This window comes from Providencia sp. PROV267 (genome assembly GCF_028477825.1).
Taxonomy (GTDB): domain Bacteria; phylum Pseudomonadota; class Gammaproteobacteria; order Enterobacterales; family Enterobacteriaceae; genus Providencia; species Providencia stuartii.
Window position 1 is genome coordinate 89,433 of the sequence record NZ_JAMPLX010000024.1, and the last position, 12,935, is coordinate 102,367.

12 protein-coding genes are annotated in these 12,935 nt (G+C 38.7%); 1 reads left to right on the top strand and 11 read right to left on the bottom strand.

Annotation, left to right across the window (positions count from 1 at the left end; translation table 11 throughout):
• Positions 1-2 precede the first annotated feature (2 nt).
• The gene (locus PR709_RS16360) at positions 3-1,319 is read right to left on the bottom strand and encodes an MFS transporter (protein ID WP_040132737.1); all 1,317 of its coding nucleotides are present in this window, start codon (positions 1,317-1,319) and stop codon (positions 3-5) included.
• A gap of 314 nt (positions 1,320-1,633) precedes the next feature.
• Here PR709_RS16360 and chiP point away from each other — a divergent pair, with 314 nt between their 5' ends.
• Positions 1,634-3,019 (top strand): chitoporin ChiP, encoded by a 1,386-nt coding sequence (gene chiP / locus PR709_RS16365; RefSeq protein WP_169342291.1) that lies wholly within the window; start codon positions 1,634-1,636, stop codon positions 3,017-3,019.
• A gap of 511 nt (positions 3,020-3,530) precedes the next feature.
• On the opposite strand, the gene PR709_RS16370 is transcribed toward chiP, so the two are convergent.
• The 10 genes from PR709_RS16370 to PR709_RS16415 all read right to left on the bottom strand — a co-directional run bounded on the left by PR709_RS16370 (position 3,531) and on the right by PR709_RS16415 (position 12,873).
• Positions 3,531-4,601, bottom strand: coding sequence for an adhesin (locus tag PR709_RS16370; RefSeq protein ID WP_272571003.1), 1,071 nt, complete (start codon positions 4,599-4,601; stop codon positions 3,531-3,533).
• A 47-nt stretch (positions 4,602-4,648) separates the two neighbouring features.
• Complete coding sequence (locus tag PR709_RS16375) at positions 4,649-5,170, bottom strand: fimbrial protein (protein WP_061064659.1); 522 nt, start codon at positions 5,168-5,170, stop codon at positions 4,649-4,651.
• A complete protein-coding gene (locus PR709_RS16380) occupies positions 5,170-5,697 on the bottom strand; it encodes a fimbrial protein (protein WP_004926035.1) in 528 nt (175 codons plus the stop codon). Before PR709_RS16380 ends, PR709_RS16375 begins: the two co-directional genes overlap by 1 nt.
• Positions 5,690-6,097, bottom strand: coding sequence for a hypothetical protein (locus PR709_RS16385; protein WP_040132733.1), 408 nt, complete (start codon positions 6,095-6,097; stop codon positions 5,690-5,692). The genes PR709_RS16380 and PR709_RS16385 overlap by 8 nt, the downstream gene beginning before the upstream one ends.
• A 39-nt stretch (positions 6,098-6,136) precedes the next feature.
• On the bottom strand, positions 6,137-6,874 hold the full coding sequence (locus PR709_RS16390) for a fimbrial biogenesis chaperone (RefSeq protein WP_036942049.1): 738 nt from the start codon (positions 6,872-6,874) through the stop codon (positions 6,137-6,139).
• Between the two features lie 53 nt (positions 6,875-6,927).
• Positions 6,928-9,444 (bottom strand): fimbria/pilus outer membrane usher protein, encoded by a 2,517-nt coding sequence (locus PR709_RS16395; RefSeq protein ID WP_272571004.1) that lies wholly within the window; start codon positions 9,442-9,444, stop codon positions 6,928-6,930.
• Positions 9,445-9,502: 58 nt separating this feature from the next.
• A complete protein-coding gene (locus tag PR709_RS16400; RefSeq protein ID WP_223854619.1) occupies positions 9,503-10,084 on the bottom strand; it encodes a fimbrial protein in 582 nt (193 codons plus the stop codon).
• 60 nt (positions 10,085-10,144) lie between these two features.
• A complete protein-coding gene (locus PR709_RS16405; protein ID WP_004926028.1) occupies positions 10,145-10,696 on the bottom strand; it encodes a fimbrial protein in 552 nt (183 codons plus the stop codon).
• 197 nt (positions 10,697-10,893) lie between these two features.
• Positions 10,894-11,163 (bottom strand): helix-turn-helix domain-containing protein, encoded by a 270-nt coding sequence (locus tag PR709_RS16410; protein ID WP_004926025.1) that lies wholly within the window; start codon positions 11,161-11,163, stop codon positions 10,894-10,896.
• Positions 11,164-12,198: 1,035 nt separating this feature from the next.
• On the bottom strand, positions 12,199-12,873 hold the full coding sequence (locus tag PR709_RS16415) for a hypothetical protein (protein ID WP_102780966.1): 675 nt from the start codon (positions 12,871-12,873) through the stop codon (positions 12,199-12,201).
• Between the last annotated feature and the right edge of the window lie 62 nt (positions 12,874-12,935).

The window sequence follows — 12,935 nt, forward strand, 5'->3', positions numbered from 1 at the left end:
TATTAAGCCTTATCTTTATTATTTTTAAAAATTATTTTCATAATGATTACCATGGAGGCAACAAGTAATAATAAATTGAATAAAAACATTGCAGAAAAACTAACACGTTCAATTAACATTCCGCTAAACATCGGCCCTAACGCGATACCCAGCCCCAATGTAAGTGATGTAAGGTTCATAACATTTCCATCGACTTCATATTCTGCAGCAATACTCATCGTAAATGGTAATATTAGTGTCCATATATATTTAAAAGCGTAACAACTGATAATCACAAGCATGATGCTAGTATTTAAGTACATTGCTAGCACAGATGCGATTAAAAATATAAAGCAAGTAACAAAAACTAAATTTACTTTTTTACTAAATAGAATTGAAGTTCCCGCGCCCAATATACCGACCATACTTGCCGAACCTAAAATGTTATACACGACAGAAAGATCGACTTTTAACGCACTAAGATAACCTCCAATAAATGTCCAAACACCAGCAACCACGACATTAAATAAGAAGATACCTGCTAAGCATAGATACATCTCATTTTTTACCGTACGATTTTTTACCGCTCCTTGGGCTTGTTCTTTAAAAATATTTTCCTCTTTCATTCGCCAAATAGCATCTATACCTTTAGTTAGCGGTAAAACACAAACTAACAGTATGGACACGAAAACATAAACTGAAAATATGCCATAACTTTCAAGGAATAACGGTAAAATAAACAGCCCTAAACTCCCTAATATAATTTGGCTAAATAGGGAGATACTGAACGCTCGATACGAGTTTGGCAATAACGCCATACACGAATTGGTTATGATAAAAATAGTCGATCCTGATATTGCAGAGAGGATTCTGATAGCAATATAAAGATTAAAATGATCTTTAATTAAAAAACCTGAGATAATGTTTAATACCGCGGTAAGTAGGATCATAGCCACATAAATATGATACCAGTTTATCTTTGTTTTTAACCAAAAGAAGGCAATAACGTTTGCTAACATCCCGGTTAAAATTTCTATCATATAGATAAAACCTACTTTTTCTGGCGAAAAACCAAGTTCCTTATCCATTTGAATAGTAATTAATGGTGCCCACAAGAACATCATCGGAATAAATATTCCACCTATAATAGGTGAAAGATAAACTCGCCATGTTGATAACTGCATTTTTTGAGACTTCATAGATCCGACTGATTCACTCATATCAAACCCTCTTATTTTCCATTTTTCATAATATAAATATAAATTTAAAAAACTTTTAATAGCTAAAGGTGACATTTTTTTGTTTTTATACGTCACATAATAAAATACTGGATAATGCATTAAAGGTTTTCACTTTTAAAAACAGCATTTAGAAATCCAGCGCCGAAATTTAATCCAAAAAAACAGGAACAATCAGTATAAAAACCCAACCTTATATAATATCTCGATATCAACAGCTACCATGCTCCCTATTGGCAAATGACATTCTCTTAAATTCATAAAACCCTACTTTTCAGATTGCTTAATATTAATCACAAAATATAAATGTTATTGGCTTAGTGTTTTATTTATCACTTTGCCCTTCATTATTTATAAAAAATAAAAATCAATTAATTAATTCAATCAATATTGAGGAATAAAGAATGGCTAATTCCATGATTAAGCATACTAAAAAACTATTAGCATTAGAGATATTTTCTATATTAACCGCAAGTTGTTATATTCCTAAAATCAATGCTCAACCATTTTTTGATGATGCAACATTGAAAGGTGGTATCTATTATTGGCAAAGGGATAGATCAAGAAAAGAATTAACACCCGGCAGTGATAAATATGGTCAATATACAGATAATCTTAAACACTCATCATTAAATATAGCTCTCGACTTTTCTTCTGGTTATATTCAAGATTTTATTGGCTTTGATTTTGCCGGGTATACCGCTGTCGAATTATCAAACGGCGGCCCTGCCGCACCGAATGAAATTGGCTTTAGTGATGCCAAAAATGTTTGGGATGAGAAAGGTACAGGCGACCGCAATGGGTTTACCTTCACGACCGCTGCAACAAAATTAAAATTAGGGCCATTTTGGGGTAAAGCAGGCTATATACAACCAAGTGGTCAAACTTTGTTAGCCACCAACTGGAGCTTTTTACCCGGTACTTACCGTGGTGCTGAAGTGGGGGCTGAATTTGATACCGAGGACAGTGGGAAATTTAATATTTCCTATATGTGGACGGATCAATATAAAGCGCCATGGTATCGTGAAATGTATGAATTCCGCGAAGCCGACTCAACAACCACGATTGATTATTTACACTCACTGGGTGTGAAATATGATGCCAAAAACAAGCTGGTGCTAGAGGGTGCGGTTGGTCAAGCTGAAGGTTATATGGATCAATATCTTGCCAAGATCTCTTACGCATTCCCGCTCGCTGGTCGTGATTTAAGAGTATCGTATCAATTCTACGGCGCACAAGATAAAGATAATAGTGGTGGTGTTAATGATGTCTATGATGGATTAGCTTGGTTACAGGCGTTCACTTTAGGCTATACCTACGATGCTTTAGACTTCCAAGTTGAAGGAACGATGGTGCACTCTCCTGGTCAACAAGGTTACTTTTTACAGCGCATGACCTCGGCTTACGGCACTTCAAATGGTCGTATAGATGTTTGGTGGGATGCCCGTTCAGATTTCAACTCCGACAATGAAAAAGCGCTATTTGCTGGTGTGACCTATGATTTATCCAGTTGGGATCTCGCAGGTTGGAAAATCGGCACCTCTTATGTTTATGCTTGGGATGCAAAACCGAGTAATAATCCAATTTATGACCAAAGCCAACGCGTCAGAGAAAGTGCATGGAATTTTGATATTCTCTACACCATTCAAACTGGTAAAGCTAAGGATACTACCTTTAAATTACATTACACTCGTTTTGATAACCACAGCGATATCCCAAGCTGGGGTGGAGGATTTAATAACATTTTCCAAGATGAAAAAGATATCAAATTTATTGTGACTGCCCCATTTACGATTTTTTAATTCACACAATAATTTATTAAATTTATTTTTCTTGGATGCTTAGGTTTTTTAATAGCAAATGATCGTTATCTTTTCATTTATGCCGGTCATAATTATGACCGGTATTTCACTCATAACCACGGATAGCCCCTATCCATTATCGCTAAAAATGGCAATAGCAAACAAACAAGGCTAGCCAAGCTGCCAAAAATAGAAATGATATTTCCATCTGAGTTAATGCGAGCCATTATGCGAAATATCCCTCTAAATCGCGTCGATAGCATAAAACGCGATGTGTGGGTGCATTCTCGACCATGTTTAAAAAATGGTTGAGCAAAACACCTTCAAATTTTATTCAGCGTATTCATCAATAACAGAGGATGGGTTGAGCCGCCATTTTCCTCCTAGTGCAATAAATGAAGCCAGCGAGATGATTATCTAACAAAAACAGACCAAGGCACGCTTCCCAAACCTGTTTCAAGATAACTGGCTCTTACGGCTCAACCGAATAGCTTATTGTCAGCAAGACAAGTTAATCATAAGTCGCAATCAACCACGCAGATCCTCGATAATCCCCCGCAGCTGCATTTTGCCCTTGAATGCGACTGGTAATGCTGATGGTATCGAGTTGATGGATCTCAAGGTTTAAACTTTGCCCCGTTTGCCCTGTCGCTTCATCGGTCATTGTTAATTCACTATAAATGACATCGTGATGGTTTAACTGGCTTTTTAATGGCAAGCGCTTTTGAGGGTCATCATCTTTGGTGTAATCCAAACGTAATCGGATGTTAGTCGATGATTTAAACTTACAACTGTAAGTAACTTTTTCTACCACTGTACTATCGTAATTCACACTACTGAGTTTGCCATGACGTAGGCTGACGGTTTCTGCTTGCCCTGTGCTAGTCATGGTCGTGCACAGAGAGCCAATATGAATTTGTGAAGCAGCCAGCCGTAATGGAACCGTTGTCTCATTGATAGGCCAGCTGTCGTAAGGCGGTACCGTTTTCTTGGCGGTATAAGCGCGAACATAGCCACCTAAATCCATAGCATTTATCACTAATTGCCCATCAATAATTCGCTCATTAATATAGAAGGTTAATTTGATTGGAAATTGGCTATAGAACTGCCCCGAAGGAAAAATGTCTCCATCAAAGCCATTAGAACAAACCGCAGCGTCAATATTGACCCAACTCATCAAGTTTGTTTCAACCGTCATGACTAAATTACTGTTGATTTGATAGGCAGGTCTCCCTTCAATATAGACACCAGCCATTGGCGCATACATAAATAAGCGATGAAATGCGTTTTCCGATGGGATGCCTACACTGCTCTCTCCCCATTGCCGACCTAAGCATTTAACATAACCGGATACACTCACATCTTTACTGGCACTATCAATTAGCATCGTATTGCCAATGCGGTAATAATTTTTTCCATTAGAGCCAACAAGTGGCGTCGCCACTAATTCACTGTTACGCTCTAATTTGATCACATACCCTGTGTTGGGGTCGACAATTTGAGCTGCGTAATCAGTCGTTGCATCTAAGCTATTTATCATTAAAGATAAACCTATCATCCACGCATAATTTTTAGCTGTCATATACCTACGACCATCATCTTTAAAATCACACATCGCTTTAGCCCTTATTAGTCATACGCGACTAAAATTGTCATAGCAGAAGTGAACTTACCTGCCGCTAATTGTTCAGCAGGAATGCGATTAACAAGGCGAGCCTGTAAATCAGTTTGGTATTCGGTAGCGCTAAGCCGTTGTGGGTTAATTCGTTGCAGCTTGTTCATCGCCAAAGGACGGATGCCCCCGTCGATGACTTCATTGAAAGAGATCCCTAATCCAGAAGTTGAGGTCGCTAATACTGTTTGCCCATTATGAATGAATGTATTGTTCCCTTTCGGCGCCAGCATAATCGCTAAATCTTTATTAAAGTCACACCCTGAAAGTTGAATCGCAAACGCTCTATGGTGCGAAGCGCTATTTAATTCATCAAACTTTACCGTACCGAAATCTATTTTTAACGTAGAGCCATGATGTTCACTGTGAATATTGCAGCTAGGCGCCACCATAGTTGCACTGACCTCCACTAAAACATCTGCGTGAACTAACGAGCCAAATAGCATCAACACGGTGATCAGTGTCTTGTGTTGTTTCATTATTCGTACTCCACCACAAATGTCGCCGTGCCTTTAAAATCCCCCGTTTTAATTTCACCGCTTGCAGGTTTACGAACAAATACCCCAAAGTTTAATTGTTGGCGATTATCTACGACTGACACGACACCAACCTTAATGGGTTGATTCCAAATAACAGGCTGCTTGTCTTTATCCATTTCTATCAATCCAAGTAACGCCCCGCTTGCGCCTTGCGTCGTTAGATAATGGTTACCATCAATGTCGATTAATTGATGGCTTTGCCATGTTAGACGGATTATTTTATTCAGATCAGATGGGCTACATTTATTAATTTCAATAAAAAAGGGAAACACGTCGCTGACGCTATGTTCATTAAGATATTGTTTACGCAAATAACCTAATTGAATTTGTTTATTAATAGATCCCGCTGCAATTTGGCAATCGTGATGAATAAGTTCACCTTTAAATTCAACATCTAAATGATTTTTACCCAACGCATTTAATGGGCTGAAAGAGCATATGGCAATTAAGATAAATGCTTTATTCATAACTCACCTCTAGCCCCACTCTATTTTGATTCTTATTGAGTTCAGGAAGCGGTATTGGGTTATTGCCATTACCTAAGCTCATCTCAAAATATTCCAATACAACGCCTTGCCGCATATCAATAAATTGTACTTTGACTGGCGTTTTCGCAGCCCCTTTCAAAAGGGCACTGTCACGAAATAGCCCACCACTTCCACATCCTGTCAAAATAGCCTCAGTGTGGCTGATTAAATTACAAGGAGCATGAAATAAAACAGCATTAACCCTTACCCATCCTTGTAATAGCTGCCCATCATCGTCTCCCGTTATCAATGTATTGGAAATCAATGGCGCGGCTTTTGCCCAATTACCTATAGCGCCAATCAGAGCAAGTAGACATAGCAATACAATTTTTGAATTCATTATTTCCTTCCTTTTTATTGTTTGCTGCCAAGATGGCTATCACAGCTCCTCTCTCACGGTGCAAATCGCATCAATACAACGAAATGCCAGAGTTGGCTTGCCACCGTAGTCGTTAATGTAAGTAAGATAAGGAGTTGATAATGAAGGTGATATAATGTCGTGCGTTGATTTAGGTGGAACCATAACAACATCAAAGCGACTTTGTTCAGATTGAGATTTGCTGTTACCTAAGCCAATAACAGTTAAATGAAAAGGCGTATGATTATTCAGTTGATAACCTTTTGCCGTTCTCGCCAGTGTGATCTTATGTGCCCATTGCGTCTGCGACTCTGACAAAATATTCTTAGGGCGATAAAACAACTTAACGCGAGACTGCAACGCAATTTGTAATGTATTTCCTTCTGTCGATTTAGGAGGTACTTCCCGTAAATTAAAATAAAATACCGATTCTCTATCTTGCGGTAATTGTTCCAGCAGCGGTGTCACACTTAATCGCACTAAACTATCGCTATTGGGTTCAATTCGCTGCAAAGGTGGTGTCGCTAAAATCGCCCCTTTGGTTAATTTATTTCCTTGTAAATCTTCTATCCAGCTTTGTGCCAAATAAGCTTCTTCAGGATTATCATTCGTGATCCTGATATTGATCGCGCGTTCATCTCCGGGAAAAACGATCCGAGTTCTATCTAATGTGACGGCACTATGCGCATATAGCGTGGTTAGCAACAGAAATAAACAACAACCGACAAACAGCCCATGACGTAAATATAAATTCAACATACCTAACCTCATAAACCTAATTTAATTATTTTTTACCTAGATGATGAATGAAACTACAACTTCCCCCGTAGGCATGGCAGTAACAACATGTCCGACGACACAACAAACGTCTCTGGCAATTTGATCCCGCATTGCTTTTGGTTATCCCAATAAACAAATAACGACTCTTGTGCCGAAACGCCCACTAACCAAGTCACTCCATCTTCCCCGACAATACCTAATTCACGATTATCAGCATTGCGTACACTGGCACCAAAAGGCGGTTTCTTGCCGTTCTCTAATGACAAAATGGCAAAGAGTTTTTCTCCCTTCATCACCGTTAAATGGCGATAACCAATCGCTCCTTTAGTGAGCGTAATATCGGTTGTCGACGTTAACGTCTCTAAATTATCGGGTAATTTGCTGGTATTAATGGATGCAGTAGACTTACGATAGCTATTCACATTTGGGATCACCGCTAACCCAAAAGCGTTGGTTTTGATCACGCCATTATCTAAAGGCACGCCGCTGATCCCCGACGTATCTATCATTAATCGCGTGTCACCATTTGCTGAACGATGTAATGCAACACCTTTAGCGGTCGCGGTTATTCCACTGTTTATGGAGGCTCCCACACTACGATATTCATGCGGTACATAGCTGGCATTTGCTGAGATATTCGCTTGCGATAAGTCTCGAGAATAGAAACCACTAAGGCTGGTTTGGTTATCCATGTTTTGGCCATGGTGATAACCCATATTTAAGCTGTAATTATCGGTCGTGTTGTAGCCGCTATAACCCACGTTGTGATTGAATTGATTATGACCGGATGAGCGAGAGTAAAGCTCTGAAAACGTTAAGTTATGCCCTGTATAAAGAGGAACCGTTAGGTATAGATTAATTGCATCATCTTCAAAACCATTATCCCGCTCTGTTCGCGTAGCAGACAGCGATAAACTCGCCCCATGTTGAGATAAGGCTGGCAAGTTGAGATGGGTACTTGCATACATCCCATATTGTGTTTGAGGATCGTTTTGCCAATAAGTACTGTATTGATAATTTAAGGAAATATTAAAGTTTTCAAAGTACTTATTCAGGTAAATTTGATAATTCGTTTTCGGCGCATAGGGGGTAATACCTGTACGCGCCTCATCAGAAAATTGTGTCAACGTCCGGTAGTCTTTATCGGCAAAACGGTAGCCTGCAAATGTAATATCCGTACGCAAATCATCAAAGGATTTAGCATAGTTGACTCGATAAGAGCGCCCTCGTCGCTTCTTATCTTCAAGATCAGCAAAGGACTGAGTGATATCAACGGAAATAGCGCCAATGGAAAAAAGATCACGCCCTAAACCTACCGCTAGCGCCTGATAATAACCATTTAACTGAGAGCCTCCGTACAATGACCAAGCATTAGAGACGCCATAGGAAAACTCGCCACCAATAACGGGCTTACCTGTAAGATGATGGCTATCATAACGCGTTTTTCCACCGACTAACTTATAAATAAGGCGTCCCGGTCGCGTTAAATAAGGCAGTGACGCTGTGCTAACCGTAAATATCTTCTCTTCGCCATTTTCTTCTCTCACGGTGACATCCAATATACCTCGAATCCCACTCTCTAATGTTTGAATACGAAAAGGCCCTGGTGGAACAAGCGTTTCAGAGATAACCCTATCTTGGCTACGGACGATCACCGTCGCATTGGTATTGGCTACGCCGATAATTTCAGGCGCATAACCAACCAGCTTGGGAGGGAGCATTCTATCGTCACTTTCTAATGACACCCCGCTATATTGCCAAGCGTCAAAAATATCAGAATAAAAATAATTCTCGCCTAACGTCAAAATAGCGGCTGACTCTGTTAATGAAGTGAATGCATATAACCGGCTGAAATCAAACTGATGTGTTTCTTGTGGCGAGTATCCTCCACGCTGTTTTTGGTAGCTTCCATTATAATCCCCGCGAAAGCGCCAAGCGCCGGTATTTATCCCCATCGTTCCATTGGTTGATAAATAAACTCGTTTAGTGCCGCCTTTTTCTTTTGTTGCTGACGCGTTCGCATTGAAATCAATAAATCCCCCGTTTACACCTTCCTCCCATAATGCTGGCGGTATCCAGTAGGGATCTCTGTACTCCATCCACATTTGAGGGATAGTTATTTTTAATGATAATGTTGATAGCTCAACTTGAGTTTGAGCCCCGGATAACAATGATAAATCTAGGCATCGCCCTTCGTTTAACGTGGTTAATTTGCGCTTTGCAGAATGCGTCAATCCTATTAATTGCAGCATATCTGTTGGTATACAAACAAATGGAGAGCGTTGCTCGGCAGAAGGGCTTTTCTCATATACGGAAATATCACGTGGGGCGCCTAAGCGCAGCCCATTAACCCACACAGTTAAAACATAATCTCCCGGCGGTACATATCCGGCGACAGAGAATCGGCTTATATCGATATTTTGCAGATCTTCTGCATCCAGCACATCAGTATTGAATTCAGCAGCACTCGCGCCCCATGTCGTCAGGCCAAACGCCAATAAAATAACCCGCCGTAGTTTGCTATGTTTAAACACCATGCTCTGTTCCATCCCTAATACGACAAAGAAGCACCTCAAAAATAAGTGATGAGGCCCTTATTTCTGTTTCTTATTGATAGTCGATGAAAAAACGAACCAAACCTTGATAGCTACCTGCTTGAATCGGTTGCCCTGTCAGCTCTAGTTGTAAGAAGTAACGTAAAAAAAGAGTCTCCCCAGATTTGTCTTGTCGTAACACGTGGTTAGACAAAAAATAGCGCTGCTCAGGAACCAATCTTTTTCGTTGTTCATCCAATACGGAAATGCCTAAGCCGTGTGAAGGCCCCTGTAATACAAAGGCATTTATATTTTGAGTTGTATGTCCGGAAAAACGTATTGACCATGTTTTACTGTCGATTGTCGAGTGCATGCTGCCGCAACCATGTAGCTCAATGATAAAGGGTTGGCTATAGCGCTCACGACCGCTGGCTGTGGATAATAGCGGTAAGGTCAACGGGGAAAAATTGATTGTTTGGTAACGATCAGTCATGGCTATTGAACAGGGAGTGGCAATCACTGTTCCTACTATTCGGGTCATTCCATTGAAAGAATGGCGCTGTGTATCAATCGCTGCATACACGGTAGCGTGACCAAGTACCCACAGCATCATGAATTGTATAATGTGGCGACTAAAATGTTTGTAAGCACTCACAGCACCCTCCGCATGCCTTGATGGTTCCGCCAGCAAAAGGCTGGCGGACGGCTATCCTATTTACTGGTAAGTAATTCGGAAGTTGGAGGTTGCATTGAACTGCCCTTCAACAACATCTTTTGTTGTGTCTACGGCTTTCGCAAATGCTTTGAATTTTAATGTATTATCTCCTTTTTTGTTCGCTATCCGCGATAAAACATCCTTCGCTTTACCGAACTCAAAACCCTCAATACCAACACCGACATTATTCGTGTTGCCCACCGATGTTGAGAGTAATGTGCTTGCAGCGTCAGCATAGCTTTTACCTGTAAACACCAATTCCATGGTTTTCACTGCCATTGGCTTTCCTTCTGCATCTTTATCGAAGTCTGTAAAATCACACCCCGTGAATTCAATATTAAAATCCACCTCGGCAACCCTACCATTCTCAAGTGCACGACGAGAAAGCTGTCCGAAATCAATAGTTTGTTTTAATGATGATTGGGCGATATTACAGGGGGTACTGACGACTGTACCGATAAAATCCACTGTACCTAAGTTATCCGCAGTCGTGTTGAAAGAGGCAACAGATGTAGCAACAACAACCACTTGCGTGAATTTTACTAGTTTCATGTGTTTTTCCTTTCAATATAAAATAAGACTTAAATTGCTATAAATTCATCATAAGGCATTGATATGATGGAATTTACTAATTGATTCTTAATAGGTAACAATAAAAAAATCATCCCTGATCAAACCGCTTTCGTCTCCTTGTATACGCAATGGCGCTTCGCGTATAAATTACCGTCGTTAAATTCTGCTACTGGAGGCTATCTGTAGAGTTTTAATTCCGCTATTTCAGCCGAATAATTTGCCATCACTTTGAAAAAAAAGTCTGACCAATCCATATCTAATCCTTTTAATAAAACATCTAATGTTTCAATGCTGATACTTGTTTCTCCTCGTTCGTAACGGGAAATTTGTTGTTGGCTAATATGCAACATTTTTCCAAGTTGAAGACCAGTTAAAGATTTACCTCTTCTCGCTGCTCTTAAAAAATCACCAATATCTTGTCTTAATAAAATTCTATTTTTGCTCATATTAAAAAACCAATCGTCAGATATTTAAGTTTCATAATAAAGTCACTATTTTCAAATAGCCTTCTCTTATTACTAATAATTAAATTAGCAAATGGATTCACTGATAATAAATAAAAATATAATTTTATTAAAATATAGATTTATCAATTAAATGTGTAAATACGTTTATATCGATCAAACACCTAATTATTAATAGTTAAATCCTATCAAAAATAAGCAAATCGATCGTTTATCACGATGGGATAATAATATAAAATCATTATTATCAAATAGTTAAAAAATGTGCTTCAATATTGAATAATGTTTTTTGCAATTAATTTTCTTGCTATTTCAATAAAAATAGTGAAAATAAACAGATAAAAATACACTTATCTAAAGTAATTATTTAAATCAAAACTATAGGATATAAAACAGTATATTAAAGCTAAGAAAATTAATAATCCCACTCAAGAAAACTAAATAAAAAACACTTACAACATAAGAAATTGAAATTACACCATTATAGAGTAAAGTCAGGATAGAAAAATATTAAATAAAAATAGAATAATTAAAATAAAACTATCGTTGATTTAAAATACACCATTATTATTAAGATGTATTTTTATATAGAAACTAATTATTTAATTATATTTCAACCATGGCATTATCCATTTTATATCAAATAATTTTTAATAAAGAACCATAGTATGACTATGCTCTATTTAAACTTTTATTTTACTACTGAAAACCAAAACCAATCATAATCTGACTGAAATTAACTGTTGCGCTTTTCTATTTTAAGCATATAACATGAATTTCAATTTAAGCACGCCCCATTTATCGAAGAAATTCCATAATGTTATTCCACCATGTTCACTTCACTCCGTATGACCATTCATGGGCTTCCCTCTTTAATACAACAAAAAAACCCGCTTTATCTGGCGGGCGATGAGTGCAACTTATTTCTACCACTCAGAGATAGTACAAGCTGCAACGTTTAGCATATCTAGCCGATACCAACTAACCGCTTAAATAGAGTCTATGAAACGACGAGTGCTATATGTCAAAAAAAGAAAATGGAGCCGAGAAAGCGGCACTAAAAGAAGCGCCAATAAAATCAAAACCAAACTGTAAGGCATTAACGCTTAAGCAAGCTGTATCCCACACTGTCCACCCTTCTTCATCTTTATTCATCTCATTTTGCAACGTCAACAGAAGTTGTAAGTTAATGGGGAGTACGCCGAGTTTTTTATCTGCGCCTTTATTGGAAATATCATCAACTAACACCGCGGCCCAACCATATGGGCTATTTTGCTCACCATAGTTCTTATGACCAACCCACTGACCAAAAATATCTACTCGAAACCCTTTTTGCTCATTATCCGCGGAGTGTTTTACTGCCATTTGCCATAATTGGTTAATCCGCTCAGCACTGATACTTTCTATTGGTAGCATTTTTAAACGATATTTCGGCTCAGAAGGCTGACCTAACTTGTCAACGACCTTCCAATGCACGGGGGTATAATCATTAAGCTGATTGGTACCTTGGCTGTGTTCTATTTTCATTGGAAACCAACCATATTCACTTTTCCGATTGCCATATTCATGACGACAGATCCAGTTTCCCTGTTCATCCTTGCGGAAGCCTTTTCCTTCATTATCACGGGAAATAAATAACGCTTTTTTCCATAGCTCATCTAATTCTTGATCTGAAAATTGCTTATTTTCCATGCCTTATTCCCTCCTATTGGACATTAAAAAAACGGCTAGAATCGAAACTCTAGCCGCTATTT

Coding starts and splice junctions, on each gene's coding strand:
- PR709_RS16360 (WP_040132737.1), bottom strand. CDS start 1,319: ATGCATTATCCAGTATTTTATTATGTGACGTATAAAAACAAAAAAATG.
- chiP (WP_169342291.1), top strand. CDS start 1,634: ATGATTAAGCATACTAAAAAACTATTAGCATTAGAGATATTTTCTATA.
- PR709_RS16370 (WP_272571003.1), bottom strand. CDS start 4,601: ATGACAGCTAAAAATTATGCGTGGATGATAGGTTTATCTTTAATGATA.
- PR709_RS16375 (WP_061064659.1), bottom strand. CDS start 5,170: ATGAAACAACACAAGACACTGATCACCGTGTTGATGCTATTTGGCTCG.
- PR709_RS16380 (WP_004926035.1), bottom strand. CDS start 5,697: ATGAATAAAGCATTTATCTTAATTGCCATATGCTCTTTCAGCCCATTA.
- PR709_RS16385 (WP_040132733.1), bottom strand. CDS start 6,097: ATGAATTCAAAAATTGTATTGCTATGTCTACTTGCTCTGATTGGCGCT.
- PR709_RS16390 (WP_036942049.1), bottom strand. CDS start 6,874: ATGTTGAATTTATATTTACGTCATGGGCTGTTTGTCGGTTGTTGTTTA.
- PR709_RS16395 (WP_272571004.1), bottom strand. CDS start 9,444: ATGGAACAGAGCATGGTGTTTAAACATAGCAAACTACGGCGGGTTATT.
- PR709_RS16405 (WP_004926028.1), bottom strand. CDS start 10,696: ATGAAACTAGTAAAATTCACGCAAGTGGTTGTTGTTGCTACATCTGTT.
- PR709_RS16410 (WP_004926025.1), bottom strand. CDS start 11,163: ATGAGCAAAAATAGAATTTTATTAAGACAAGATATTGGTGATTTTTTA.
- PR709_RS16415 (WP_102780966.1), bottom strand. CDS start 12,873: ATGGAAAATAAGCAATTTTCAGATCAAGAATTAGATGAGCTATGGAAA.